Here is a 24,919-nt window from a genome sequence, read left to right as displayed (position 1 = left end):
GCCGCCGTCGCGGCGACGGCGCATCCAGGTCCGGGCACTGACGCGATGGTCGATATCGTCGACAGCGTGACGCGCAGCCGGATGATGTCCGGCATTCGCGGCCGCAATACCAAACCGGAAATCCTGATCCGCAGCCTGCTGCATCGCCAGGGCTTTCGCTTTCGTCTGGATGCGCGCGATCTGCCGGGCCGCCCCGACATCGTGTTGCCGCGCTATCGCGCCGTGGTCCTGGTGCACGGCTGTTTCTGGCACGGCCACGACTGCCATCTGTTCAAGTGGCCGCAAACGCGGCCGGAGTTCTGGCGCGAGAAGATCGGCCGCAATCGCAGCAATGACGATAAGGTCCGCAGCGCGTTGCTCAACGACGGCTGGCGCGTGGCGGTAGTGTGGGAATGCTCGTTGCGTGGCGCCAATCGCGACATCGCGGGCGTGTTGCAGCGGCTCGTCGACTGGTTGAAGAGCGACGCGCCGAGCTTCGAGGAACGCGGCTGAAAGCCGCCTGTCGTCGGCCTGTCGCGTACCCGGCCAGGGCGAATCCCGCAGCCGCTGGTGATACACTCGACAGGCTACCTCGGAGCATTTTTGTGCGCCGTTGCGGACCGTCCGCCGCACCTCGTCCAGCACGCAACCGCACGCTTCGACTATCCCAGAACCAATCAACAAGGGAGGCACATCATGGCTGATTTCCGTCTCTGGTCCGACGACTTTCCCACCAACGGCTTCATGCCGAAAGCGCACGAATATCACGACAAGGCGTTCGGCGTGGACGGTGAGAACATCTCGCCCGCGTTGCAGTGGGATGCACCGCCGCCGGACACGCAAAGCTTCGCGCTCACCGTGCACGACCCCGACGCCCCGACCGGCAGCGGCTTCTGGCACTGGGTCGTGGTGAACATTCCGGGCGACGCCCGCTCGCTGCCGCGCAACGCGGGCAAGGCGGACGGCTCGCTGCTGCCGCAAGGCGCGCTGCAGGTGCGCAACGACTACGGCACGGTCGGCTTCGGCGGCGCCGCGCCGCCGCGCGGCGACCGGGCGCATCGCTACATCTTCCGCCTGCATGCGCTGAGGGTGCCGCATCTGCCGATCAACGCGGACACCACCAACGCCGTGGCGCGCTTCATGACGCATCTGAACGAACTCGACTCCACCACCCACACGGGCCTGTACGAACTCAAGTAACGCACGAGACGCGCAGCCGGCCCGCGTTCGCGGTGCCGGCCCATGCGCTTTGCCGAGCACGACAAGCCGCGCGCGCGGTTCGTCGGCGGACCGCCGGGCCATCCCACTACAAATCGAACAATCGATGCACGCACAATCCTCGCGCAACGGCACCTCCTCGCCGAGCGCTGCAGCCGACGCCACCGCCGCGTCGCCCGAGACCGGCGCCGAACTCGGCCTGCCGCTTCCACAACGCTACTGGGCGATGCTGGTCATCGCACTCGGACTCACGCTCGCGGTGCTCGACAGCGCGATCGCCAACGTCGCGCTGCCGACCATCGCGCGCAACCTGCACGCGAGCGCGGCCGGCTCGATCTGGGTCGTCAACGCCTATCAGCTGGCGATCACCATTTCGCTGCTGCCGCTCGCCTCGCTCGGCGACCGCATCGGCTACCGGCGCGTCTATCTGAGCGGCCTCGTCCTGTTCACGGTGTCCTCGTTCGGCTGCGCGCTGTCCACCTCGCTGCCGACCCTGGCGTTCGCCCGCGTGATCCAGGGCTTCGGCGCGGCGGGCATCATGAGCGTGAACACCGCGCTGGTACGCATGATCTATCCGCCCGCGCAGCTCGGCCGCGGCGTCGCGATCAACGCGATGGTGGTCGCGGTGTCCTCGGCGGTCGGGCCGACGGTGGCCTCCGGCGTGCTCGCGGTCGCATCGTGGCCGTGGCTGTTCGCGATCAATGTGCCGATCGGGGTCGCGGCGATCGTCGGCGGCTTCAAGGCGCTGCCGATGAACCCCGGCCACGACTCGCCGTACGACTACCTGAGCGCGGTGATGAACGCGTTCGTGTTCGGCCTGCTGATTTTCGCGGTCGACGGACTCGGCCACGGCGAGCGGTACGGCTATGTCACGGTCGAAGCAATCGGCGCGCTCGTGATCGGCTATTTCTTCGTGCGCCGTCAGTTGACGCAGTCCGCGCCGCTGCTGCCGATCGATCTGCTGAAGATTCCGGTGTTCGCGCTGTCGATCGGCACCTCGGTCTGCTCGTTCTGCGCGCAGATGCTGGCCTTCGTGTCGCTGCCGTTTCTGCTGCAGGAAACCTTGGGGCTCTCGCAAGTCGAAACCGGTCTGCTGATGACGCCGTGGCCCGCAATCATCATTCTCGCGGCGCCGCTTTCAGGCGTGCTGTCGGACAAGGTGTCGGCGGGCTGGCTGGGCGGCATCGGCCTCGCCGCGCTGGCGCTCGGACTGCTGCTGCTCGCCACGCTCGGCCCGCATCCGGACGCATGGCAGATCTCGTGGCGCATGGCGTTGTGCGGCGCTGGCTTCGGCATCTTCCAGTCGCCGAACAACCGCACCATCCTCTCGGCCGCGCCGCGCGAGCGCAGCGGCGGCGCGAGCGGCATGCTCGGCACCGCGCGTCTGACCGGGCAGACACTCGGCGCGGCGCTGGTCGCGCTGATCTTCGGCATTGCGCCGCAAAACGGGCCGATCGTCGCGCTGTACGTGGCGGCGGGCTTCGCGGCGGTCGCCTCGGTGGTTAGCACGTTGCGCGTCATGCAGCCGGGCAGCACGCCAGCCGTTTGACGCAGCTTCTCCCACACGCATCGCACGCACAAACAGAAAGAGCGCGGATCACATGATCCGCGCTCTTTCTGTTTCGTTCGTTCTCCGATCTTGATCTCGATGCCGCCTGGACGTGACAGCCTGGGCGCTTCCCTCGAGACCGAAAGAAGCGCCGATCCGGCTACGACGGAGACGCCGTCACGTCAGCGAGCTTTACCGCTTTGGCCGTCACCGAAGAGGCGGTCGCGACGTTGCGCAGATCCGCGAGGAAGGTGTCGCGCCACACCGACAGATTGTTCTCGCGCATCGGCGCCATCATGTCGGCGTGACGCGCCTGGCGCTCGGCGAGCGGCATCGACAATGCGCGCTCCAGCGCTTCGGCCATCTGCGACAGATCGAACGGATTGACGACCAGCGCGCCCGGCAGCTGCTCGGCGGCGCCGGCGAATTGCGACAGCACCAGCACGCCCGGATCGGCCGGGTCCTGCGAGGCGACGTACTCTTTCGCGACGAGATTCATGCCGTCGCGCAACGGCGTCACATAGCCGACCTGGGACTGACGGAACAGTGCCATCAGCAGATTGCGTTCGTACTTGCGGTTCAGGTACTGGATCGGCGTCCAGTCGAGCTGCGCGAAACGGCCGTTGATGCGGCCCGCTTCACCCTCCAGCGTCTGACGAATGCGCTGATAGGTCTGCACGTCCGCGCGCGTCGGCGGGGCAATCTGCACGAGCGACACCCGGCCGTGCCAGCCCGGCGCATTCAGCAGCAACCGCTCGAACGCCTGAAAGCGCTCCACCAGCCCCTTCGAATAATCGAGACGGTCGACGCTCATGATCAGCTTGCGCCCGCGCATGCCGTCGCGCAGGCTGCGTACCGGCTTGCGGTCGGTAAACTGCTCGGCGGCTTTCGCAATGGCGTCCGGATAGATGCCGATCGGATAGGCACCGACTTTGAGGAAGCGGTTATACGCGTGCACCATGCCGTCTTCGCTGGAGGTGCCGTGCTGCCCGCGCTCGATATAGTCGACGAACGACTGGCGATCCGCCTCGGTCTGAAAACCAATCACGTCATAGCTGCACATCGCCTTGACCAGTTCTTCGTGCGGCGGAATCGTGCGCAGCACTTCCGGCACCGGAAACGGAATATGCAGGAAAAAGCCGATCGGATTCTTCACGCCGAGTTCGCGCAGGCAGCGCGCGAACGGCAGCAGGTGATAGTCGTGGACCCAGATGATGTCGTCGGGCTTGAGCAACTCCTTGAGCTGCTTCGCGAGCGTCGCATTGACGCGCTGGTAGCCCGCGTATTCCTGGCGGTCGTAACGCGAGAGATCGTTACGATAGTGGAAGGTCGGCCACAGCGTCGCGTTGGAAAAACCGCGGTAGTACTGGTCATAGTCGCGCTTGGTGAGGCCCACGGTCGCGTAGGTCACGTTGCCCTGCTTCTCGATGACCGGAGCGGACGGCTCGCTCACCGTCTCGCCGCTCCAGCCGAACCAGACTCCGCCGGTTTCCTTCAGCGCGTCCAGCACGCCGATCGCCAGCCCGCCTGCTGCGGGGCGCCCTTCCTGGATCGGTGCGACACGGTTCGATACCACGATCAGTCTGCTCATTGGTTCTCCACCTAGTTCAGTTGTTTCGTTGCATGCGGATATGTGCCGGAATGGTGCACGCAAGTCGCGTGCCGTTTTTTGAAATGCCGGAAATAAAAATGTATGCAAATGTGTCGGGCAAGTAGAAACCCGCGACAAATTCGCATCGCAAAGGAATTTTTACTGGCGGAACCGACGAAACCGGAACAGACGCTCCGGCCGTCAAAATCGCTCGAATGGGGTTCGAACGAACTCAAGCATCCTGTTCCGAACCCAGATCACGCTGGTATTCCAGCCCTTCCTTGCGCACGCCACCCTGGTTGTGCTCGCCGTCGGGCGGCGCATCGGGCGCTACGCGGTTTTGCGCGGCCGGATCCGGCGACACCGCGGGCTCGGCCTGGCTACCGCCCGGTCGGGCATCGCGCTTCGAATGGCGCGCCGAGCGTCGCAATGCGGGATGTCTCATGATCGTTGCCTCCGGAGAAGCGCGCCGCTATCCAGCAGCATTCATACAGTCTAAGGGGCGCGAAGGTAAATTGCCGGTAAAAGATGCGCCCGTTTTGTAACAAATACACAAATTTGGTGCGCCGGACGGGCGTGCGGTGTAGCGGACGTGTCAGAGTTGCATTCGCAGCATGCGACGCCCGGCGGCTTGCGGCGTTTGCGTGGGCTGCGGCGGCGGATCGCCGATCGGCGGAGCGACGGGCTCGATCGGTTCGATCGGCTGCGGAGCCGGACTGGGGATGGTGTCGGGCTCGGCCGGGTTCGGCGGCGGCGACGGCGGTTCGATCGGTTCGGGACGGTGAGCACGCTTCGAAGGGGGAAGCGCGGGAGCGGCAGCGTAGTCCGGCATGTCGGTTATCCTCGGTTGCGTTCCTTCGGATCGCAGCAAGGCCTGTGCCGTTACGTTGCCCTCCCGGCGGGCGGGGGATGTGGCTGCGGGCGGGCGCTGGTGGACGCTGGCGGGGACGCCCGTCAGGCGTCCGCGCCGCCCAGCGCGCGCGATTCGTCGGCGGCATCGCCCTCGTCACGCGCATCGTTGCCGTACTCGACCAGGCGGTTATACAGCGTCTTCAGACTGATGCCGAGAATCTCGGCAGCGCGCGTCTTCACACCGCCGCATTGTTCGAGCGTAGCCAGAATCAGCTGACGGTCCGCTTCGGCGAGCGACGTGCCGAACGGAATCGTGATGGCCGTGCCGGCGGCGGGCTTCGACAGCGTGATCTGCAACGGCACCGTCGCCGTGCTGTCCGAATCCGCGCCCGACATGATGTGCGCGCGCTGCACGTAGTTCTTCAGTTCGCGCACGTTGCCCGGCCACGGATACGACATCAGCATATCCTTCACGGCGGCGGGGAAGTGCTTCTTCGTGTTGTGGCGCTCGTTGAGTTCGTCGAGGAAAGCCTGCGCGAGCAGTTCGACGTCCTTGCCACGGTCGCGCAGCGGCGGCAGGCTGATCGGAAACACGTTCAACCGATGGTAGAGGTCGAGGCGCAGCTTGCCTTCCAGCACCGCCTGCTCGGGATCCCGGTTGGTGGCCGCGATCAGGCGCACATCGGTTTCGATTTCTTTGGTCGTGCCGACTCGCATGAACATGCCAGTTTCGAGCACGCGCAGCAGTTTCACCTGCAGCTCGATCGGCATCTCGGTGATTTCGTCGAGGAACAGCGTGCCGCCGTTCGCGCGCTCGAAATAGCCCTTGTGCTGCCGGTCCGCGCCGGTGAACGAGCCGCGCTCGTGACCGAACATTTCCGATTCGATCAGGTTCGGCGAGATCGCCCCGCAGTTCACGGCGAGGAACGCGTGCTTGCGGCGCAAGCTCAGTTCATGCAGCGTCTGGGCGGCGACTTCCTTGCCGGTGCCCGACTCGCCCACCAGCATCACGGAGGCCGCGGTCGGCGCGACGCGGCCGATCTGGTCGTAGACTTCCTGCATCGCCGGCGAGTTGCCCAGCATCAAGCCGAAGCGGCCCATGCGGCGCAATTCGCCGCGCAGCGTGCCGATTTCCGCCTTCAGGTCGCCGGCGCGCGGCAAACGCGACAGGATCGCCTTCACGCGCTGCATGTTGATCGGCTTGACCAGGTAGTCGGTGGCGCCCATTTTGAGCGCGTTGACCGCCGACTCCACCGTGGCGTGGCCGGTAATCACGATCACCTCCACGCCGGAGCGCGGATCCAGATCTTCGAACAGATCGACCCCGCTGCCGTCGGGCAGCTTCAGGTCCGTAAAGACGACGTCCGGCATCTGCCGGACCAGTTGAATGCGCGCTTCGCGCAAATCGCCCGCGGTGGCGGTGGTCAGACCGTCTTCCCCGATGATGGCGGAAAGCGCCTCGCGGGTACCGGCATCGTCATCGACAATCAGTACATGTGGCATCGCGTCTCGAAAACCTGCAAGCGTGGGTAGGGGAGCATGCCAATGCGCATGCTTAAAAGCGCGCCGACGGTGGCGCACCGTACGGCGGCGCGCTCCGGACAGGACGCACACGCTGACTTTCCGCGCACGCACCCGCCGGCGACTTCATACAATATTGCAACAATAACCCGGAAATTCCCGATTAACGCCGCAGCATTGTTGTGTATTTGCCTATTATACGGCCTTATTCAAACAAATTAACAATGTTGACCGAGCGCGCCTCTCTCACGTGAGATGGCGGGCGGCACGTGGGAGCCACCGCCTCAACTGCGCGGAAACGGCCACGCCCGGCCATCTCCGTTCGCATGCGCCGAGCCATTCGCTGCGGGCGCGTCCGGGCTCGCACTTGCCGTCGTCACGCTGCCCGCCGGGGATGCAGGCGTCGCCACGGCGCCGCCCTCGCCTTCCCAGCGGCTCAATTCCCGCGCGGACGGGAACTTGGCCGCGCGCTTGCTCTGCACGTAACGGACCGCCAGAAAGCCGCCCAGCGCCATCAATGCACCGAAGATGCCAATTGGTCGTGCCATCGTGAACTCCTTGTGGTCGTGAAGCGGATAAGGCCCGGACCGCGCTCGCGAATCAGCGCGCGGTCAGGACGCCCAGGAGAAAGCCTACACCCGCCGCGATACCGATCGCGCGCCACGGGTTGTGCCGCACGTAGCGCTCCGTGCTGACGGTGGCCACCCGGTAACGCCGCTGGGCGTTCTGCTGCGCATCGCCGAGCGCCGATTGCAGCGTCTCCACATGCGTGCCCAGCCTGTCGCGCAGCGCGTCCACGCCCTCGCCCGGGACGTTGGCGGCAAGCCGTAGCATTTCCTCCGAGTCCTTCAGCAGCACCCGCAGGTCCTCGACAATCTTCTGGCCGCCGAGTGCAAGTTGTTGCGTGGTGTCAGTCATCATTCACTCCTCGTCTAGATTCGGCGTTCGTATGCGCTTCCAGGGCATCGAGAGCTTCGAACTCCTCGGCCGGTCTGCGCCGCAGAAAAAAGCGCACGCGTGTCGGGCCATTGACGCAAACGGCGTGCCCGGTAAATTCGGCCTTCCATCACGGCCTGCTCGTTGCCTGACGCACATTCGACCGATCGCGCGTGAATGTCCGTCGCACGGCGTCACTTAGATTGCCGGAAACCGCGTCGAAGTGGTTAAATCGACTTCTGCGAGATATCGGCTGGACCGGTCTGTCTCGCGTCCAAGGCCTGCGCGCCGTAACAACACACTCATTTGCACAGGACCGTCTATGGCGTCAACCGATCTGGACTCGCCCACCGTCTCCGCCAGCGGCAATGCTTCGGCACAGGTGAAGCAGCGCGTCGCGGACGGCGTCGCGGGACTGAAATCGTACGGGCTGCTGTACGGTTCGTCACCGGTGATGCTGGATCTGTACGAGCAGATCGAGCGCGTCGCCAGCACCGACGCGACCGCGCTGATCATCGGCGAATCCGGCACCGGCAAGGAGCTGATCGCCCGCACGATTCACGATCAAAGCAGCCGCAAGGACGCCGCCTTCGTCGCCGTGAACTGCGGCGCGATTCCCGACGAACTCATCGAAGCCGAACTGTTCGGCCACGAAAAAGGCAGCTTCACCGGCGCGGTCCAAGGCCGCGTCGGCTACTTCGAACACGCGAACGGCGGCACGCTGTTCCTCGACGAAATTACCGAAATGGCGCCGGTGCGCCAGGTCAAACTGCTGCGCGCGCTCGAAACGGGCACCTTCTACCGGGTCGGCGGCACCGACCTGATCAGCGGCAACGTGCGCGTGATCGCCGCCACCAATCGCGACCCCGCGGTGGCCGTGAAGGAAAACGGCCTGCGCGAAGACCTGATGTACCGGCTCGCGGTGTTCCCGTTGCGCGCGCCGCCGTTGCGCGAGCGCGAAGGCGACCGCGAACTGCTCGCGCAACACTTCCTCGTGCAGCTGAATCAGCAGGAAGGCACGAGCAAGAGCTTCAGCAAACGGTCGATCGAAACGCTGCGCACGTGGTCGTGGCCCGGCAACGTGCGTGAGCTGAAGAACGCGGTGTACCGCGCGTTCATTCTCGCGGAGAAGACCGTCGAGCTGCCGCATCCGCATCTGGCGTCGCGGGTTAAAAAAGCCGTCACGCAGGGCGACGCGATGAGCGTGTGGATCGGCACGCCGCTCGCCGATGCGCAAAAGCAGATCATCCTCGGTACGCTCAAGTATTGCGGCGGCGACAAGCGGCGTGCGGCCAAAGCGCTCGGCGTGAGTCTGAAAACGCTGTACAACCGCCTGAGCGCCTACGGCGACGAAGGCGCGGAAGAAGAAGCCGAACAGTAAGCGCTTTGCAAGACACGCGCCTGCGCAATACAGAACCAACCAGCTTGCCTGGTGCTCACGCGATCCCTCGCGTGAGCACCTCCCCCCTATCCCAATAACGCGGATTCACCGGCGAAACGGCTCGCTTCGCATCGCTTCGTGCATCGCTTCGTGCATCGCTTCGTGCATTGCTTCGTGCATTGCTTCGTGCATTGCTTCGTGCATTGCTTCGCATTACCAAGCAAATCTTCGTTCTCTTCAACAGAAACCGGTTTGGTCCGCATCATGTTTTGCAATTTCTTGCACTTTGCCACTGCCAATTACAAAACGCATCCTGCAAAATGCGGCAGCGTATTGGAACGACGTGCCGTTCGTTCGCGTGCTCGCTTCACGCGTGAATGAATGGCACTTGCACGAGCAGAGACAGGGAAATGCAAAAAAACAGGGTGTGGGCGGGCAGGGCAAAAACAACGGCCAGATGCGCACGTCAGCGTGCAACGGCGCTTGTCGCATTCGCGCTCGTTGCGTCGTCGGCATTGAGCGGCTGTAGCTCGCTTTACTCCGAAGGCGCCGTGGCAGGCGCCGGTATCGCAGGCGCGGCGGTCGCGACGAAAGTCACCAGCAACGCGGCGGTCGCCACCGGCATCGGCCTCGGCGCAGTGGCCGCGGCCCGCGCCGGCGTGCAGTACTCGGAGCGCGTGGTCCATCGGAATACGCAGGACAGCATCGCCCGGGTGGCCGGCCCGCTCGAGGTCGGCGCGGTCGCGCCGTGGAGCGTGACCCACTCGTTCCCGATCGAAGACGACCAGCACGGTCGCGTTACTGTCAGCCGCGCGATCAGCACGGGCGCGCTCGACTGCAAGGAAATCGTCTTCTCCGTCGACGAGACCGCCACCAAAAACGTGCCCGCGAGCAGCGCGTTTTTTGTCGCGTCGGTCTGCCGTGACGGCGAGAACTGGAAATGGGCGTCGGCCGAACCGGCCACCGAACGCTGGGGCGCGCTGCAATGAAGACACTCTCGCTTCGCGTCTCGCGCGCGGCGGCTCGCACACGTGTCGCGCGATTGTCCGGCAACCGTCTGCGGCTGATCGCGGCCGGCGCGCTCTGCGTCAGCGCGAGCCTGCTGACGAGCGGATGTTCATCGGTCGGCGCCGCGAGCGGTGCGGCGGCGGGCGTTGCATCGGGCCTCGTGACCTCGAACCCGGCCGTCGCGATCGGCGTCGGTATCGCCGTGCAGGCCGCGACAGACGAAGTCGTCGGCCGCTACATGCGCAACATGCACAAGGACCAGCAGGACCTGATCGCCGCGTTGGCGGGCGCCATGCCGGTCGGCGAGACGCGGCCCTGGTCGGTCAAGCACACGCTGCCCATCGAGAACGCTCACGGCGAGGTGCGCGTGACGCGCGCGTTCGGTTCGGCGCTCGCGCTGTGCAAGGAGTTCGTGTTCTCGGTGAAGGACGGCGACGCGCCGAACGCGCCGCAAGCCTGGTTCACGGCGAGCGCCTGCCAGCAGGACAAAGGCTGGAAGTGGGCTTCAGCCGAACCGGCGGTCGCACGCTGGGGCAATCTGCAATAAAAAAAAACGGCGGGTCTCCCCTGCCGCTTTTCGCTTAAGCCGTCTGTCCTGGCTAGCTAGCCAGCCCGGCTACGCCTCAAGACTCCACGTCTTCCAGACTGAAGATTTCTGTCTGGTCGTTGTACGAGAAGATCTCGCCATAACGGCCCCAGTTGATTACCGCGTCGAGCGTCTCTTCCGCCGCGCTGTCCGACAGAAAATCCTCCAGCTCCTGCTCGAAGCGCACGCGCGGCGCGCGATGCCCCGGCCGTTCGTTCAACACCTTCTTGATCCGCGCGGCAAGCGGCACGTGCCGCAGCAGATGCTCGGCGAACATCATCTTGCGCTCCTGCGTGCCGAATTCGGAGAACACGCGCGCGGGCGGCGTCAGGAAAATATCGCCTTCGCGCACGTCGGCGAAACCGAGGTGCTGCAGCACTTCGGCCACCGGGAACAGATCATCCACCTCCAGATGCAGCGAGCGCGCGATTTCCGGCATGTCCGCGCGGCCGTGGTAGGGAGCTGCGGCCAGCGTCTCGATCAGACCGGCCATCAGGTTGGTCGACACATGCGGCAGCCAGCTATGCAGCTCCAGCCCCTTTCTGGTTTTTTCGTCGGTCTGACGCGCGGTCATCTTCGCGTAAATCTCGTCGACCAGACGCCGGAACGCCGGGTCCAGCCGGTTGCGCGGATGCTTGAACGGCACCTTGATCTCGGCGATCACGCGCCCCGGATTCGACGACAGCACCAGAATCCGGTCGCACATGAACACCGCTTCCTCGATGTTGTGCGTGACGATCAGCACCGCCTTGATCGGCATACGGCCTTGCGTCCACAGATCGAGCAGGTCGGTACGCAGCGTTTCGGCGGTCAGCACGTCGAGCGCGGAGAACGGCTCGTCCATCAGCAGCAGCGTGGGGTCGACCACCAGCGCGCGCGCAAAGCCGACGCGCTGCCGCATGCCGCCCGACAACTCGCGCGGATACGCGTTTTCGAAACCGTCCAGACCGATCAGGTCGATCGCGGCCAACGCGCGCGTGCGCCGCTCTGCGGCGCCGACGCCTTGCGCTTCGAGACCCGCCTCAACGTTTTGCAGCACGGTCAGCCACGGGAACAGCGCGAAAGTCTGAAACACCATCGCGACACCCCTGGCGGGGCCGTCGAGCGGCTTGCCCATATAGGTGACTTCGCCGTCGGTCGGCTCGATCAGACCGGCGATGATACGCAGCAGCGTCGACTTGCCCGAGCCCGAGCGGCCCAGCAAACCGACGATCTCACCTTCGCGCAACGACAGGTTCGCGTCGTCGAGCACGAGCAGTTCGCCCTGCGACTTGTTGAAACCACGGCACACGTCCTTGACGCGCAGGATCTCTTCGCCGAGGCGCGGCGGCTTCGGCGGCGTCTGGATCGGCGCGGCGGTCATAGCAGCTTTAGGATTTTGCATCGCGTTATGCCTTCATATCTCAATCGAGCCGGAGCTTGGCTTCGGCGTAGGCGTACATCGGACGCCACAGCAGGCGGTTGAACAGGGTGACGAACAGGGACATCACGGCGATCCCCACGATGATCTTCGGATAGTCGCCCGCCGCGGTGGTCTGCGCGATGTACGCGCCCAACCCGTGAGCGGCCACCTTCGTATCGCCCCACTGGACGAATTCGGCCACGATGCTCGCGTTCCACGCGCCGCCCGACGCGGTGATCGCACCGGTCACGTAGTACGGGAAGATGCCCGGCAGCATCGCCTGGCGCCACCACTGCCAGCCGCGGATGTGGAAATTCTTGGCCGCCTCGCGGTAGTCGTTCGGATAGGAGCTTGCACCGGCAATCACGTTGAAAAGGATATACCACTGCGTGCCGAGCACGATCAGCGGCGACAGCCAGATGTCCGGATTCAGATGGAACCGCACGATCACGATCACGAACACCGGGAACAGCAGGTTGGCCGGGAACGCGGCGAGGAACTGCGCGAGCGGCTGGATCTTTTCCGCCAGCGCCGGGCGCAGGCCGATCAGCACGCCGACCGGCACCCAGATCACCGAGGCGATCGCGATCAGCACCACCACGCGCAACAGCGTGATGAGCCCGAGCACGAGCACGTGCCCCATCTCGTCGAGCGTCACGCCGGTGCGCACATAGAGGAACACGCGGTACACCACGTACACCGTGACGACCAGCACCAGCGCGGCCCACAGCATGTCGCCGAGCTTCGAACTCTTCTCGCGCTGCGGAATCTGGAAGCGCGGCGCGCTGAAGGCCGGCAACTGGAAGCGCACCCGCGCGGCCTTCGCGAACATCCAGCCGACCGGCACCAGCAGGCGGTGAATCAGGCGCGTGCGGCGAATCAGGTCGAGCAGCCAGGACTCCGGCGCGTCGCCCGAGCTGGTGGTTTCCATGCGGAACTTGTCGGCCCACGCGACGAGCGGACGGAACAGGAACTGGTCGTACGCGAGGATCACGACCGTCATCGCGAGGATCACCCAGCCGATCGCATGCAGGTTCTTCTCCGAGATCGCCTGCGCCAGGAACGCGCCGATGCCCGGCAGCGTGATCGTGTTGTTGCCGACCGTAATCGCCTCGGAGGCGACGACGAAGAACCAGCCGCCCGACATCGACATCATCATGTTCCAGATGAGGCCCGGCATCGAGAACGGCACTTCGAGCTTCCAGAAGCGCTGCCACGAGGTCAGATGAAAACCGCGCGACACTTCGTCCAGATCGCGCGGCACCGTGCGCAGCGACTGATAGAAGCTGAACGTCATGTTCCACGCCTGGCTCGTGAAGATCGCGAAGATCGCCGCGAGTTCGGCGCCGAGCACGCGGCCCGGAAACAGCGCGAGGAAGAACGTGACCGTAAACGAAATGTAGCCAAGCACCGGCACCGACTGCAGGATGTCCAGAATCGGCACCAGCACGAGGCCGGCGCGGCGGCTCTTGGCCGCGAGCGTGCCGTAGACCAGCGTGAAGATCAGCGAGGCGACCATCGCCGCGAGCATGCGCAGCGTGGTGCGCATCGCGTACTCAGGCAGGTTCGCCGGATCGAGCGAGATCGCCTGGGTCTTGAGCGTCGACATCGGCGCAAGCGTTTCGTGAAAGCCGATCGCCGCCATCGCGATGATGCAGATGATCAGCGGAAAGGCGACGAAATCCCAGCGATTGGGCAACACCCGCCATGCCGACGCATTGGCGGTGCGCTTCAGGTTGAAACTGAAATCCATCAGATGCCCTCCCCTTCGATGCAGGCACTGGTTCGCTCGAAGGAGGCCGCGGCTTCGGCGCGGCGGTCTGAAGATCGGTCCGGAAAGCGGAAATCATGCATGGCAAAACGCGTGTGCGCGGTAAATCGTTAGCGTTGGAGACACGTGGGCCGGTTCACGGACGTGTCATGGACGAGCCCGTCCATGACTACCCGATCACGCCGGACTCCTGTCGCCGCAGGCGCCGCCCGAAGGCTGGCGAGCTTTCCTTGTTTTGGACGGCACGACACTACACCATCCTATGTTTCAGGCACAACCTTTCACGGCAAATCGTGATAAATCGCCACCGGAGCCCGCCACACCGGCCTTGGCCGGCATCGCCGCCACGTTGCCGCGAGCCGTCGATCGTGGCGCGTGAACCACATCGCGGGTCATCGCAGCAGCGCCGGTCCGGCGCGACAAACCATCCAGAGAAGACCCGCGCAGCCATCAAGGATCCGGCTCATGTGCCGTTAAGAACCCGACGGCCTTCGCTCATGCACTTCGCATTCCCGCAATAACGGTGGCGTCTGGCCCCATGCCGGTTAAAATCAGGACATGACGCGCATGTCTGTCAGCGCGCGGTTTATCCCGGGCCGCAGCGGCGGCGGCGCGGCAGCCGCTTCCTAAGGGTCGACACAGCGCCTGCGCGCTGCCACGAATGAGCTAGTTGCATGTCACAGCCAGACGGATCAGAGGGTCGATGAACAGGACAACCTTGCGCCAGGTAACCGGACCGGTCAGCTTCGTGCTGATCGTACTGGTTTGCTGGTTCGTGGCCGGTATGGTCGCGGACCGGATGGTACAGCAAGAGCTGGACGCGGCGCTGCGCGCGCAGCGGCAAATGTCCGCATCGATCGTCGACAACATGGCCGAGGTAATTGCCAGCGACCTCGCCATGTCCCGCGCCATCCCCGCAACCATGGCCGAAATGGACGTGGTCCAGCGCGCCCTGGTGCAATCACAGAATTATGCCGCGAACAGCGAGGCGGCGGAACCCGCCCTGCGCGCCGCGCTGCTAAAAGATACGCGAATGACTACGGTCAGCCGCTTCCTGCACGACGCGCAAGGTTTCTCCGGGCTCGACCAGATCTGGCTCGTGAACGCCAACGGCATCTGCGTGGCGTCGAGCAACTCGATCGACAACCCGCTCGCGGCGGAGCACTCGTTCGTCGGCGTCGACATGCGCATGCGCGGCTATCTGACGAGCGCGCTGCTCGGCGCGTTCTCGGAAGCCTATGGCGTCGGCCGCACGAGCGGCGAGCCGGGCATCTTCATCGCCGCGCCGGTTTATGCGGAGGGGCTGCTGGTCGGGGCGGTCGTCGCCAAAGTGGGGATTGCGCGGCTGCGCCACTGGGTTGCGCACGCGGGCACCTTCGTCGCCGACGACAACGGCGTCATCATCATGGCGCACAACAGCGAGCTCGAAGGCCACACGCTGCCGAACTCGCGCGTCACGCAGATGAGCCCCGCCGAGCGCAGGCTCGTCTACCACCGCGAAACGTTCCCCGGCATGCAGATTCGCATCGACGCCCAGGTGCGCGAGCAGGCGCCGTGGGTGCCCGCGGCGGTCGCCGGCCAGTTGTTCGGCATGAGCGAGCAGCGGATGCCGGCGCTGTATCAGGACCGTGTCGGCCTGAATTCGGGACTCTCCGCGCACCTGGTCGACCCGCTCGCGGCCTGGCCGGAATTGCTGCGCAATCATAAGCGCGACCATCTGCTGGTGTTTCTGACGCTGGCCGGCACGGTCGCGCTGGCGTGGGTGATCACCGTGTCGTATGTGCGCGAGCGGCGCCACCATCGCGCCACGCGCGACCTCGCCGAGCAGTTGCAGGCGGCCAATACGCTGCTCTCGGCCGAAGCGCGCCACGACGTGCTGACCGGCGCGCTGTCGCGGCGCTACTTCCTCGATCTGCTGCGCCACGAGATCGAACGCGCGCATGCGAACAACGAGCCGCTGTGCATGGCGATCGCCGACCTCGATCACTTCAAGCAGATCAACGACCGCTTCGGCCATGCCGCCGGCGACCGCGCGCTCGAACATTTCGTCGACACCTGCCGCGCCGAGCTGCGCGGCGCCGACGCAATCGGCCGGCTCGGCGGCGAAGAGTTCGGCCTTCTGCTGCCGGCCACTGGCCTCGCCAGCGGCCGCGACGTCGTGGAACGCTTGCGCCTGCGTCTGAAAGCGGTGCCCTCGCCGAAGCTGCCGCCGTCGGTGGGCTTGAGCGTGAGCATCGGCATCACCGAACTCTCGCCAGACGATCTGCCCGAGCGCCTCATGAGTCGTGCCGACACCGCGCTCTATGCCGCGAAAACGGGCGGCCGCGACCGCACCGAAGCGCTGCCGCCCGACGACACCGCACCGCCGGCACGCACGGTGGCGAACGTCTGGTAAAGCGCCCGCTGGTGCCCTCTGCGCACCTTTCGCCCTCCGGCTCCCGCGCGCCGATGCGTGCGTCAACCGATATCGCGCAAGCGCGCAGCGCGGGGCTTTCCGTCACGAAGCAGGTATGATCGACCCTGACATCGAGGTTGACGCTACCGCTTTAACGGGAGATTCGCATGAAGGGAAATTTGATCATCGTCTGTCGCGATCAGGATGCTGACGCGTTCGATCATCTGCTGGCTGAATACGGCGCGTTCCAGACGCGTCTGTCGTCTACCGCGTGGTATCTCAAGCTGGCCGTGGCGCCGGAGCTGATTCAGGAAGAGATTCTCGCGCGTCTCGGCAAATACACGACGCACTACATTTTCGAAGCCGAAACGGTGACGTGGAACACGGTGGACAGCGACGCGGCGAATGCGTTGAACACGCTGTTCTCGGACTAAAACACCGCAGTATCGCCATGCTTCCGAACCTTGCGTCCGGAGTTCATCAAATCGACTATCGACACGGTGCAGACGCATCGCGTCCGCACCGCCTGGCACCTACCAGACAATTACCACGCGCTTTCTGAAGCCGCAGCCACCCGCGACAACACCTCGAACGGAAAGCTCATCAAGACCCGCAAGCCGCGGCCGCCGTGGTTGCCGATCTCCCACTCCCCGCCCGCACGCCGCACCAGCCGCTCGACAATCGCGAGCCCGAGTCCGCTATGGCCGTTGCCGCCGCGCGCCGGGTCGAGCCGCACGAACGGCCGGCTCGCGTTGATCAGATCCTGCGCGGCGATGCCGCTGCCGTTGTCGCTTACCGACAGCGTGAAGCCTTGCGCCGTGCGCGCGGTGGCGACGGTGATCGGCGGCGCGCCGTATGCGTGCGCGTTGTCGAGCAGGTTCGACAGGATCCGGTCGAGCGTGGCGGCGGGCAGCAGAAACGCCGGCCCCGCGTTCAGCTCGGTCAGCACGCTGGGCGCACCGGCGGCCACCGCGCGATAGCTGCGCACGACCCGCTCGCACTGCGCGTCCACTTCGACGGCTTCGCTGCGATCGGCGCCGTCGTGCGCGAACACCAGAAACTGTTCGACGATATGCGTCATCGAATCGACGTCGCGCACCACGCCGTCGCGCATCTTCACCTCGTCCATCATTTCGGCGCGCAGCCGCAAACGCGCGAGCGGCGTTTTCAGATCGTGCGCGACGCCGGCCAGCATTACCGCGCGATCGTTCTCGGTGCGGGCCACTTCCTGAACCATCTGGTTGAAGCCGTGCGTCAGTTGCCGTAATTCGCGCGGACCGCGCTCCGGCACCGGCGGCACCGGCAGGCCGCGGCCGAAGCGCGCCACCGCCTGGGCTAGCGAGCGCAGCGGCTGTTGCAACGCCCAGGCGGCGAACAGCGCCGCCATCACCGCGAACGAAAAGATGATGACCAGCCACAGGACCGTACGGTCGAGCGAGCGCGGCATGCGCAATGGCTGCATCGGCACGACGATCCAGCTGTGATCGTTGGCCGCGCGCACCCAGAGCGTGGGCGGACGGCCCGGCATGCCGACCCGCACCTGGGTGTCGGAAGGCATGCGCTCGCGCACGTCCTCGACGAAACGCTCCAGTGGCGGCGGCATTTCCGTGTTGTCGGGCGGCACTTCCGGGCTCGCCGGATCGACGAGTTTGACGCGCGAGGGCAACGGCTGATCCGGCGTACGGGCGACGTGCTGGCGCACCGCGTCGACGAGGAAGGTGGCTTCCTCGACCGCGTAGCGCGTTTGCAGTTGCGAGCGTTCGAGCCGCATCAGCGCGTACCACGCGAAGTGCGACAACAACAGCACCGCGACGACTAGCAGCGCGAGCCGCCCGAACAGCGAATCAATGGGCCGGCGCATGTTGCTCGCCGTCGGGCACGAACACGTAGCCGCGTCCGCGCACGGTCTGGATGAAGCGCGGCGTGGAAGGGTCGGTTTCGAGGATGCGGCGCAGACGCCACACCTGCACGTCGATGCCGCGGTCGGTGCCGTCGTATTCCGGACCGTGCAGCAATTCGAGCAGGCGCTCGCGCGTGAGCGTGCGCATGGGGTGATTCACGAAGATCTTCAGCAATGCGAACTCGCTGCCGGACAGCGTGAGCGGCTTGCCTTCCAGATGCAGCGTGCGCGACTGGAAGTCGAGCGTGAAGCGGCCGAAGTTGAACGGCTCGCGTTGCTCCGGCGCCGCCGCCGACGGCAACGTGCGACGCCGCCGCAGCACCGCCTGCACGCGCGCGAGCAACTCGCGCGGGTTGAACGGCTTGCCGAGGTAGTCGTCTGCGCCGAGCTCCAGGCCGACGATCCGGTCGACGTCGTCCGCGCGCGCCGTGAGCATGATCACCGGAATGTCGTCACCCGACGCGCGCAGCTTGCGCAATGCCGTGAGTCCGTCGACACCGGGCATCATCAGATCCAGCACGATGAGATCGGGACGTTCGCGTTCGAGCCTGCGCTCGAGCGAGCCCGCGTCGTGCAGCACCGACACTTCGATGCCCTGGCGGGCCAGATAGTCGCGCAGCAGGTCGCGCAATTCGACGTCGTCGTCGACAACAAGTATTTGAGTAGCCATGGAATGAAGTTTAACGCTCAGCACGAAGGGTTTTCGTTAACCGATGCCCCTCAAGGGTTACCGGGTGTTACCGTGAAAGGCGCACGTAATGGTCCGTAATAGCGGCATCAAGCCACGTAACACAGCGATCGGCGCGCTTCTCTACGCTGTGCCTTACCGAATGCAGGCAGTCCACATGACCGGTTGCATCGTCGGCTATTCCATTACAAGGAGCCTTATATGTCCACCAAAAAGATGTCGCGCGTTCTCGCCGTTGCCGCCACCGCCCTCGCCATCGGCACGGGTGCCGCCTTTGCCGCACAACCCGCCACGCCTGGCGGCCACGGTGGTCCCGGGGGCTGGCATGGACACTTCATGAAGCAGCTGACGCAACTGCACGACCAGTTGAAACTGAACGCGGATCAGGAAAAGCAATGGCAAACCGCGCTCGACACAATGAAGCAGGGCCACGAAGCGATGCGTGCCAATCATGAGCAGATCAAGAGCCAGTTCAAGGCTGCGCAGCAACAGCCGATCCTGGATCTGAACGCGATGGCCGCCGCGCATCAGCAAGTCGAGCAGAAGGATGCGCAACTGCGTCAGCAAACCACCGACGCATGGCTCAAGTTCTATAACGGCTTGAACGATCAGCAGAAAACGACCGTCAGCACGGCGCTGAAGCAGCGCTTCGCGAAGATGGAATCGCGCCACGAGAAGATGCGTGAGCGTTGGGAGAACCACAAGGGCACGGCGTCGGCGCCGGCCGCGAATCAGTAAGCGGCGCGAGCGAGCAGCAAGGCGGGCCAGTGCGGCCGTCCTGTTCCTGTCGATGCAAACAGAAACGCCACGGAAAACATCCGTGGCGTTTTTGCGTGGTGCTGCCGGCTTCTGTTTTGCGAAGGCGGGCTCGTTGCACTGTCATCTAGCACCGCAACGAAGACCCGTCGAACGATCCTTCAATCAGGCGTTCAGTTCAGCTCAGTTCAGTTCAGTTGACCGAGATCAAACAACAACACTTCGGCGTCCTCGCCCTTGTCGAGCGTCACCGTATCGGTTTCGCTGAGCTTCGCGGCATCGCCCGCCTTGAGCGCCTGGCCGTTCACCGTCAGCGCACCGCGCGCCACGTGCACGTACGCAAGACGCCCCTTCGGCAACGCAAACGTGGCCGATTCCGCACCGTCGATCAAACCCGCATAGATCGATGCGTCCGCGTGAATCGTCACCGAGCCGTCACGGCCATCGGGCGACGCGACCACACGCAGACGGCCGCGCTTGTCGGCGGCGTCGAAACGCTTTTCCTCATAGCCGGGCTGGTCGCCCGCGCGCTTCGGAATCACCCAGATCTGCAACAGATGCGCGGGCTCGTCCTGCGATGCGTTGAACTCGCTGTGCTGCACGCCGGTGCCCGCACTCATGCGCTGCACGTCGCCGGGGCGGATGGTCGAGCCGTTGCCCATGCTGTCGCGATGGGCAAGCGCGCCCTCGAGCACGTACGTGACGATTTCCATGTCGCGATGGCCGTGCGTGCCGAAGCCCTCGCCGCCGGCGATGCGGTCTTCGTTGATCACGCGCAGCGGGCCGAAATGCACGTGCTGCGGGTCGCGATAGTCGGCAAACGAGAAGCTGTGATACGAGTCGAGCCAGCCGTGGTTGGCGTGGCCGCGTTCTTCGGAACGGCGAATCTCGATCATGGAAATACTCCCGGTAAGTAAATAGCGATGACGAGAATGTAGGGGCAGCGCGGCCTCCAAACAATCCGGCGCGAGTGCACCGGATCGTTCCATAAATCCATGCAATCAGGCCAGGCATGGCGGCAAACGCTCGGGCTAAGACTACGATCGCCCACGCGCCGCCCTCGCCGCGAGACCACGAGAAGCCACGAGAAGCCACGAAGCCCAAAAACCACGCCAGACCGGCAAACCAGGCGCGAGTCCCATGCGCAAGCCGACGCACGACCGACGCAAAGCCACATCCACGCAGGGGCAAATCCAGGCAGCGCACAAACCCGCGCAAAACCAGCTTAAGCGAAAAGGCCGCGCCACCGGCACGCTTACCGCAACCGGGGAAGCCGCGCCTCAGCGTCGCGCACGCACAACGCCAACAGCGGCCAGTTAACCGTCATCGGCGTTCCGGCCTGACGCCTCGCCTCTGTTCGGGTAAAATACCGCGCTTTTCAAGATGCGTGGGCGCCCTAGTGCGCCAGCGGACCCGGCATGGTCGGCTGCGAGGCGCTCGCAGCAGGCCTCAGGTCCGCGCCGGGTTTCCTCGACGCATCGAAAAGCCGCCCGCCGGAGCGCAGCAGCATCCCGCGCGGCGCAACAATTTTGACCGCCTAGAATAGCGACGGCCAGCCCAGCGCCGGCGGTCGCCGGGTCACCCCACGACGATCAGTTTGATCCAGGAGAAACATGAAGAAGTTCGCACTGTGCGTGGCGCTTGCGCTCATGGCCACCGGCGCGATGGCGAAAGAGTGGGAGACCGTGCGCATCGGCGTGGACGCCAGCTACCCGCCGTTCGAATCGAAGGCGCCGAGCGGTGAGGTCGTCGGCTTCGACGTCGATCTGACCCGCGCGCTGTGCACGAAGATGAACGTGAAGTGCGTCTGGGTCGAACAGGATCTCGACGGCATCATTCCCGCACTGAAGGCCCGCAAGTTCGACGCGATCGTGTCGTCGCTGACCGTCACGGACAAGCGCCGCGAACAGATCGACTTCTCCGACAAGCTGTTCGACGCCCCCGCCCGCATGATCGCCAAGGCCGGCTCGCCGCTCGTGCCCACGGTCGAATCGCTGAAGGGTAAGCGCGTCGGCGTCGAGCAGGGTTCGACCCAGGAAGCCTATGCCAAGGTCTGGTGGGAGCCCAAGGGCGTGATCGTGGTGCCTTACCAGAATCAGGATCAGGTGTACGCCGATCTCGGCTCGGGCCGTCTCGACGCCGCACTGCAGGACGAAATCCAGGCCGACGCCGGCTTCCTGAAGACGCCGCGCGGCAAAGGCTTCGGCTGGGCCGGCCCGGCGGTGCAGGATCCGAAGACGATCGGCGACGGCACGGCCATCGGCCTGCGCAAGAGCGACGCCAATCTGAAGGCGATGTTCAACAAGGCACTGGCGCAGGCCCACCAGGACGGCACGTTCAAGAAGCTCGAAAAGCAGTACTTCGACTTCGACATCTACCCGGGGCATTAAGCCGGGGCGCCGGGCCGGTTGCCGCGCAAGCGGCCCGCAGCAGGTGGCAGCAGCACAACAGGCAGCACGCAGCATCCACGAGACTCGGGGCTCGCCCGCATGGGCTTTCCCGGGGCTTCGTACTAGAGTCGGGAAGTCAGTCAGTCGGCAGTAGATTCAAACAGTTTCGAGACAAGTTTCCCAACAAGCGCGCTGCAAGGCCGGCAACGTCCATGCAGTCATGATTTGCACAGCGGTGCGCTGTGCGCCGCAGGTCACAGCGAGTATCCGGCTCGCGGCAAACGCGGCGCAGAGCTGGCCGCGTCTTTCGCGGTGCGTCGCAAACGCATCGTCAAGGACCCCATATGTTCCTTCAAGGCTACGGCCCGCTGCTTCTCAACGGCACCTGGCAAACCGTCAAACTGGCGGTGTTGTCGCTGGTGTTCGCCTTCGTGCTGGGCCTGCTCGGCGCGGCGGCGAAACTGTCGAAGAACCGCTTCTCCTACGGAGTCGGCACGGTGTACACGACGCTCGTGCGCGGCGTGCCCGACCTCGTGCTGATGCTGCTGCTGTTCTACAGCATCCAGATCTGGCTGAACGACCTGACCGACGTGCTCGGCTGGGACCAGATCGACATCGATCCGTTCGTGGCCGGCGTCGCGGTGCTCGGCTTCATCTACGGTGCGTACTTCACGGAGACCTTCCGCGGCGCGTTTCTGGCGGTGCCGCGCGGCCAGCTGGAAGCGGGCTCGGCCTACGGCATGACGAGCTGGCAGGTCTTCACGCGCGTGATGTTCCCGCAGATGATGCGCTTCGCGCTGCCCGGCATCGGCAATAACTGGCAGGTGATGGTCAAGGCCACCGCGCTCGTGTCGATCATCGGTCTCGCGGACGTCGTCAAGGCTTCGCAGGATGCCGGCAAGGGCACGCTGCGCTTCTTCTTCTTCACTTTGCTCGCAGGGGCGATCTACCTCGCCATCACCACCGTGTCCAACTTCGTGCTGATGTACCTCGAAAAGCGCTACTCGACCGGCGTGCGAAAGGCGGATCTATGATCGCGATCATCCAGGAATACTGGCGCAACTATCTCTTCACCGACGGCTACCGTTTCACCGGCCTCGCGATCACGTTGTGGCTGCTGGTGGTGTCGATCGGTCTGGGCTTCTGTTTGTCGATTCCGCTCGCGGTCGCGCGGGTGTCGAAGAAGAAATGGCTCGCCGGCCTCGTGTGGCTGTACACGTATATCTTTCGCGGCACGCCGCTCTACGTGCAGCTGCTGCTCTGCTACACCGGCCTGTACAGCCTCGAAATCATCCGCAATAACGAGCTGACCAACGCATTCTTCCGCGACGGCATGCATTGCACGCTGCTCGCCTTCACGCTGAACACCTGCGCGTACACCACCGAGATTTTCGCCGGCGCGATCAAGGCGACGCCGTATGGCGAGATCGAAGCGGCGCGCGCGTACGGGATGTCGTCGTTCACGCTGTACCGGCGCGTGATTCTGCCGTCGGCGCTGCGCCGCGCGCTGCCCTATTACAGCAACGAAGTGATTCTGATGCTGCACGCCACCACGGTCGCCTTCACCGCGACGGTGCCGGACATCCTCAAGATCGCCCGCGACGTGAACTCCGCGACGTATCAATCGTTCAACGCGTTCGGTATCGCCGCGCTGCTCTATCTATGTATTTCTTTCGCGCTCGTGTGGCTGTTCCGCCGCGCCGAGCGCCGCTGGCTCGCTTACCTGCGGCCGCAAGGCAAGTAAAACCGGGCACCACCGTGCCCCTGGCAAGTAAGCTCGTCAAGGATCCTGATGAACACCAAGAAGCAAAAGCTCTTCGTCGACGAGCTTCACAAGCAGTACGGCGATAACGAAGTTCTCAAAGGCGTGTCGCTGAAGGCCAACGCCGGCGACGTGATCAGCGTGATCGGCTCGTCCGGCTCGGGCAAGAGCACGATGCTCCGCTGCATCAACTTTCTCGAACAGCCGAACTCGGGGCGCATCTTCGTCGACGGCGAGGAAGTGCGCACGCAGATCGGCAAGGCCGGCGCGCTGCGCGTGTCGGACCCGAAGCAGCTGCAGCGCGTACGCACCAAGCTGTCGATGGTGTTCCAGCACTTCAACCTGTGGTCGCACATGAACGTGCTCGAGAACATCATCGAGGCGCCGGTCAACGTGCTGGGGTTAAAGCGCAAGGAAGCCGAAGAGCGCGCCCGCGAATATCTGGAGAAGGTCGGCCTCGCGCCGCGTCTGGAAAAGCAATATCCTTCGCATCTGTCGGGCGGCCAGCAGCAGCGTGTCGCGATTGCGCGCGCACTGGCGATGCATCCCGACGTCATGCTCTTCGACGAACCGACCTCGGCACTCGACCCCGAACTGGTCGGCGAAGTGCTGAAGGTCATGCAGAAGCTCGCCGAAGAAGGCCGCACGATGATCGTCGTCACGCATGAGATGGGATTCGCGCGCAACGTGTCGAATCACGTGATGTTTCTGCATCAGGGCCGCGTCGAAGAAGAAGGCCACCCCGACGAGGTATTCAAAAACACGAAAAGCGAACGGCTCAAACAGTTCCTTTCCGGAAGTCTCAAATAATGACCACTCGAAGCCCGATATTTGGGCTTTAACCGCATTGACATTACAAGGCGCTTACGAGCGCCTTTTTTACTTATCTCCGCGCATTTTTGCCGCAAGGGCCGCGAAACCCGCTTCGCGCGGGCCTCCCTCCTCGCCAGACCGCCCTACTCTGCCACTTTGAAAGCGTCAATAGTGGCAATCCTTAATCTTGCCCCCGCCGAACCGTGATTCCCTTACCAGATAAGGGTTTGCACGCTTTTCCAGGCCGCTGCAACGAGTCATTGCACACATTCTTATTGCAATTTGGAGACACCACCAAATGCCGGTACTAATTTCTTCTCCCACTCCAGGGTATTTTTGATAAATTAGTAACCAAAGTAGCAAAACAAAGTTGATTAAAAGTAGTTTCACTTCAAAGCACAGAGGAGAACCGGTCGGCGAG

24 protein-coding genes are annotated in these 24,919 nt (G+C 64.4%); 13 read left to right on the top strand and 11 right to left on the bottom strand.

The features are described from left to right. The first annotated feature begins 45 nt into the window (after positions 1-45). The 3 genes from ACZ9H4_RS06780 (at position 46) to ACZ9H4_RS06770 (ending at position 2,746) form a co-directional block, all read left to right on the top strand. A complete protein-coding gene (locus ACZ9H4_RS06780; protein WP_476118540.1) occupies positions 46-492 on the top strand; it encodes a very short patch repair endonuclease in 447 nt (148 codons plus the stop codon). A gap of 183 nt (positions 493-675) precedes the next feature. Continuing rightward, positions 676-1,179: a YbhB/YbcL family Raf kinase inhibitor-like protein gene (locus ACZ9H4_RS06775; protein WP_408324548.1), complete on the top strand. Its 504-nt coding sequence runs from the start codon at positions 676-678 to the stop codon at positions 1,177-1,179. A 124-nt stretch (positions 1,180-1,303) separates the two neighbouring features. Next, positions 1,304-2,746 (top strand): MFS transporter, encoded by a 1,443-nt coding sequence (locus ACZ9H4_RS06770; RefSeq protein WP_476118538.1) that lies wholly within the window; start codon positions 1,304-1,306, stop codon positions 2,744-2,746. Between the two features lie 160 nt (positions 2,747-2,906). Here ACZ9H4_RS06770 and otsA read toward each other — a convergent pair whose 3' ends face one another. The 6 genes from otsA to ACZ9H4_RS06740 form a co-directional block, all read right to left on the bottom strand. Further along, on the bottom strand, positions 2,907-4,337 hold the full coding sequence (gene otsA, locus ACZ9H4_RS06765) for an alpha,alpha-trehalose-phosphate synthase (UDP-forming) (protein WP_408141636.1): 1,431 nt from the start codon (positions 4,335-4,337) through the stop codon (positions 2,907-2,909). A 232-nt stretch (positions 4,338-4,569) separates the two neighbouring features. Further along, positions 4,570-4,782 (bottom strand): hypothetical protein, encoded by a 213-nt coding sequence (locus ACZ9H4_RS06760; protein WP_408141635.1) that lies wholly within the window; start codon positions 4,780-4,782, stop codon positions 4,570-4,572. A gap of 150 nt (positions 4,783-4,932) precedes the next feature. Beyond that, positions 4,933-5,169, bottom strand: coding sequence for a hypothetical protein (locus ACZ9H4_RS06755; RefSeq protein WP_408141634.1), 237 nt, complete (start codon positions 5,167-5,169; stop codon positions 4,933-4,935). A gap of 122 nt (positions 5,170-5,291) precedes the next feature. Next, a complete protein-coding gene (locus tag ACZ9H4_RS06750; RefSeq protein ID WP_408141633.1) occupies positions 5,292-6,692 on the bottom strand; it encodes a sigma-54-dependent transcriptional regulator in 1,401 nt (466 codons plus the stop codon). 302 nt (positions 6,693-6,994) lie between these two features. Then, positions 6,995-7,258 carry a hypothetical protein gene (locus tag ACZ9H4_RS06745; protein WP_408141632.1) on the bottom strand — a complete coding sequence of 88 codons (264 nt, stop codon included), beginning with the start codon at positions 7,256-7,258 and terminating at the stop codon, positions 6,995-6,997. Between the two features lie 52 nt (positions 7,259-7,310). Continuing rightward, entirely contained in the window at positions 7,311-7,628 is a 318-nt protein-coding gene (locus tag ACZ9H4_RS06740; RefSeq protein WP_408141631.1) for an ElaB/YgaM/YqjD family protein, read from the bottom strand. 340 nt (positions 7,629-7,968) lie between these two features. Here ACZ9H4_RS06740 and ACZ9H4_RS06735 point away from each other — a divergent pair, with 340 nt between their 5' ends. The 3 genes from ACZ9H4_RS06735 to ACZ9H4_RS06725 all read left to right on the top strand — a co-directional run bounded on the left by ACZ9H4_RS06735 (position 7,969) and on the right by ACZ9H4_RS06725 (position 10,582). Continuing rightward, a complete protein-coding gene (locus ACZ9H4_RS06735; protein WP_408141630.1) occupies positions 7,969-9,027 on the top strand; it encodes a sigma-54 interaction domain-containing protein in 1,059 nt (352 codons plus the stop codon). 410 nt (positions 9,028-9,437) lie between these two features. Continuing rightward, complete coding sequence (locus tag ACZ9H4_RS06730) at positions 9,438-10,016, top strand: hypothetical protein (RefSeq protein WP_168665059.1); 579 nt, start codon at positions 9,438-9,440, stop codon at positions 10,014-10,016. After that, a complete protein-coding gene (locus ACZ9H4_RS06725; RefSeq protein WP_476118537.1) occupies positions 10,013-10,582 on the top strand; it encodes a hypothetical protein in 570 nt (189 codons plus the stop codon). Before ACZ9H4_RS06730 ends, ACZ9H4_RS06725 begins: the two co-directional genes overlap by 4 nt. A 76-nt stretch (positions 10,583-10,658) precedes the next feature. Here ACZ9H4_RS06725 and ACZ9H4_RS06720 read toward each other — a convergent pair whose 3' ends face one another. Together ACZ9H4_RS06720 and ACZ9H4_RS06715 are read right to left on the bottom strand one after the other, a co-directional pair. Further along, a complete protein-coding gene (locus tag ACZ9H4_RS06720; protein WP_408152853.1) occupies positions 10,659-12,005 on the bottom strand; it encodes an ABC transporter ATP-binding protein in 1,347 nt (448 codons plus the stop codon). 19 nt (positions 12,006-12,024) lie between these two features. Then, positions 12,025-13,776, bottom strand: a complete 1,752-nt coding sequence (locus ACZ9H4_RS06715; protein ID WP_408141626.1) for an ABC transporter permease — start codon at positions 13,774-13,776, stop codon at positions 12,025-12,027. 721 nt (positions 13,777-14,497) lie between these two features. Between ACZ9H4_RS06715 and ACZ9H4_RS06710 the strand changes: the two genes are divergently transcribed. Both ACZ9H4_RS06710 and ACZ9H4_RS06705 read left to right on the top strand, forming a co-directional pair. Continuing rightward, positions 14,498-16,189, top strand: coding sequence for a sensor domain-containing diguanylate cyclase (locus tag ACZ9H4_RS06710; protein WP_408141625.1), 1,692 nt, complete (start codon positions 14,498-14,500; stop codon positions 16,187-16,189). 167 nt (positions 16,190-16,356) lie between these two features. Then, complete coding sequence (locus ACZ9H4_RS06705; RefSeq protein WP_168665067.1) at positions 16,357-16,623, top strand: hypothetical protein; 267 nt, start codon at positions 16,357-16,359, stop codon at positions 16,621-16,623. A gap of 110 nt (positions 16,624-16,733) precedes the next feature. Here ACZ9H4_RS06705 and ACZ9H4_RS06700 read toward each other — a convergent pair whose 3' ends face one another. Together ACZ9H4_RS06700 and ACZ9H4_RS06695 are read right to left on the bottom strand one after the other, a co-directional pair. After that, positions 16,734-18,050 (bottom strand): ATP-binding protein, encoded by a 1,317-nt coding sequence (locus tag ACZ9H4_RS06700; protein ID WP_476118535.1) that lies wholly within the window; start codon positions 18,048-18,050, stop codon positions 16,734-16,736. Continuing rightward, on the bottom strand, positions 18,034-18,759 hold the full coding sequence (locus ACZ9H4_RS06695; RefSeq protein WP_408141623.1) for a response regulator: 726 nt from the start codon (positions 18,757-18,759) through the stop codon (positions 18,034-18,036). Before ACZ9H4_RS06695 ends, ACZ9H4_RS06700 begins: the two co-directional genes overlap by 17 nt. Positions 18,760-18,978: 219 nt before the next feature. Between ACZ9H4_RS06695 and ACZ9H4_RS06690 the strand changes: the two genes are divergently transcribed. Beyond that, a complete protein-coding gene (locus ACZ9H4_RS06690; protein WP_408152854.1) occupies positions 18,979-19,515 on the top strand; it encodes a Spy/CpxP family protein refolding chaperone in 537 nt (178 codons plus the stop codon). A 206-nt stretch (positions 19,516-19,721) separates the two neighbouring features. Here ACZ9H4_RS06690 and ACZ9H4_RS06685 read toward each other — a convergent pair whose 3' ends face one another. Continuing rightward, complete coding sequence (locus tag ACZ9H4_RS06685) at positions 19,722-20,429, bottom strand: pirin family protein (protein ID WP_408141621.1); 708 nt, start codon at positions 20,427-20,429, stop codon at positions 19,722-19,724. 717 nt (positions 20,430-21,146) lie between these two features. On the opposite strand from ACZ9H4_RS06685, the gene ACZ9H4_RS06680 reads away from it, so the two are divergent. The 4 genes from ACZ9H4_RS06680 (at position 21,147) to ACZ9H4_RS06665 (ending at position 24,495) form a co-directional block, all read left to right on the top strand. After that, a complete protein-coding gene (locus ACZ9H4_RS06680; protein WP_408324553.1) occupies positions 21,147-21,923 on the top strand; it encodes an ABC transporter substrate-binding protein in 777 nt (258 codons plus the stop codon). A 344-nt stretch (positions 21,924-22,267) separates the two neighbouring features. Next, positions 22,268-22,957, top strand: coding sequence for an ABC transporter permease (locus ACZ9H4_RS06675; protein ID WP_408141619.1), 690 nt, complete (start codon positions 22,268-22,270; stop codon positions 22,955-22,957). Then, positions 22,954-23,667 carry an ABC transporter permease gene (locus ACZ9H4_RS06670; RefSeq protein ID WP_121316851.1) on the top strand — a complete coding sequence of 238 codons (714 nt, stop codon included), beginning with the start codon at positions 22,954-22,956 and terminating at the stop codon, positions 23,665-23,667. The genes ACZ9H4_RS06675 and ACZ9H4_RS06670 overlap by 4 nt, the downstream gene beginning before the upstream one ends. A 48-nt stretch (positions 23,668-23,715) precedes the next feature. Then, the gene (locus tag ACZ9H4_RS06665) at positions 23,716-24,495 is read left to right on the top strand and encodes an ABC transporter ATP-binding protein (RefSeq protein WP_408324554.1); all 780 of its coding nucleotides are present in this window, start codon (positions 23,716-23,718) and stop codon (positions 24,493-24,495) included. Positions 24,496-24,919 lie beyond the last annotated feature (424 nt).

Source organism: Paraburkholderia sp. TE9906 (assembly GCF_056279605.1).
Note: the sequence above shows the minus strand (reverse complement) of the source record. Positions and strands in the feature narration are given on the sequence as shown.

Bases quoted from the DNA above. Each gene is read 5' to 3' on its own strand.
- ACZ9H4_RS06780 (WP_476118540.1), top strand. From the start codon at position 46: ATGGTCGATATCGTCGACAGCGTGACGCGCAGCCGGATGATGTCCGGC.
- ACZ9H4_RS06745 (WP_408141632.1), bottom strand. From the start codon at position 7,258: ATGGCACGACCAATTGGCATCTTCGGTGCATTGATGGCGCTGGGCGGC.
- ACZ9H4_RS06775 (WP_408324548.1), top strand. From the start codon at position 676: ATGGCTGATTTCCGTCTCTGGTCCGACGACTTTCCCACCAACGGCTTC.
- ACZ9H4_RS06685 (WP_408141621.1), bottom strand. From the start codon at position 20,429: ATGATCGAGATTCGCCGTTCCGAAGAACGCGGCCACGCCAACCACGGC.
- ACZ9H4_RS06665 (WP_408324554.1), top strand. From the start codon at position 23,716: ATGAACACCAAGAAGCAAAAGCTCTTCGTCGACGAGCTTCACAAGCAG.
- ACZ9H4_RS06740 (WP_408141631.1), bottom strand. From the start codon at position 7,628: ATGACTGACACCACGCAACAACTTGCACTCGGCGGCCAGAAGATTGTC.
- ACZ9H4_RS06750 (WP_408141633.1), bottom strand. From the start codon at position 6,692: ATGCCACATGTACTGATTGTCGATGACGATGCCGGTACCCGCGAGGCG.
- ACZ9H4_RS06770 (WP_476118538.1), top strand. From the start codon at position 1,304: ATGCACGCACAATCCTCGCGCAACGGCACCTCCTCGCCGAGCGCTGCA.
- ACZ9H4_RS06720 (WP_408152853.1), bottom strand. From the start codon at position 12,005: ATGCAAAATCCTAAAGCTGCTATGACCGCCGCGCCGATCCAGACGCCG.
- ACZ9H4_RS06680 (WP_408324553.1), top strand. From the start codon at position 21,147: ATGAAGAAGTTCGCACTGTGCGTGGCGCTTGCGCTCATGGCCACCGGC.
- ACZ9H4_RS06735 (WP_408141630.1), top strand. From the start codon at position 7,969: ATGGCGTCAACCGATCTGGACTCGCCCACCGTCTCCGCCAGCGGCAAT.
- ACZ9H4_RS06695 (WP_408141623.1), bottom strand. From the start codon at position 18,759: ATGGCTACTCAAATACTTGTTGTCGACGACGACGTCGAATTGCGCGAC.
- ACZ9H4_RS06730 (WP_168665059.1), top strand. From the start codon at position 9,438: ATGCAAAAAAACAGGGTGTGGGCGGGCAGGGCAAAAACAACGGCCAGA.
- ACZ9H4_RS06675 (WP_408141619.1), top strand. From the start codon at position 22,268: ATGTTCCTTCAAGGCTACGGCCCGCTGCTTCTCAACGGCACCTGGCAA.
- ACZ9H4_RS06670 (WP_121316851.1), top strand. From the start codon at position 22,954: ATGATCGCGATCATCCAGGAATACTGGCGCAACTATCTCTTCACCGAC.
- ACZ9H4_RS06690 (WP_408152854.1), top strand. From the start codon at position 18,979: ATGTCCACCAAAAAGATGTCGCGCGTTCTCGCCGTTGCCGCCACCGCC.
- ACZ9H4_RS06715 (WP_408141626.1), bottom strand. From the start codon at position 13,776: ATGGATTTCAGTTTCAACCTGAAGCGCACCGCCAATGCGTCGGCATGG.
- ACZ9H4_RS06755 (WP_408141634.1), bottom strand. From the start codon at position 5,169: ATGCCGGACTACGCTGCCGCTCCCGCGCTTCCCCCTTCGAAGCGTGCT.
- ACZ9H4_RS06705 (WP_168665067.1), top strand. From the start codon at position 16,357: ATGAAGGGAAATTTGATCATCGTCTGTCGCGATCAGGATGCTGACGCG.
- ACZ9H4_RS06710 (WP_408141625.1), top strand. From the start codon at position 14,498: ATGAACAGGACAACCTTGCGCCAGGTAACCGGACCGGTCAGCTTCGTG.
- ACZ9H4_RS06700 (WP_476118535.1), bottom strand. From the start codon at position 18,050: ATGCGCCGGCCCATTGATTCGCTGTTCGGGCGGCTCGCGCTGCTAGTC.
- ACZ9H4_RS06725 (WP_476118537.1), top strand. From the start codon at position 10,013: ATGAAGACACTCTCGCTTCGCGTCTCGCGCGCGGCGGCTCGCACACGT.
- otsA (WP_408141636.1), bottom strand. From the start codon at position 4,337: ATGAGCAGACTGATCGTGGTATCGAACCGTGTCGCACCGATCCAGGAA.
- ACZ9H4_RS06760 (WP_408141635.1), bottom strand. From the start codon at position 4,782: ATGAGACATCCCGCATTGCGACGCTCGGCGCGCCATTCGAAGCGCGAT.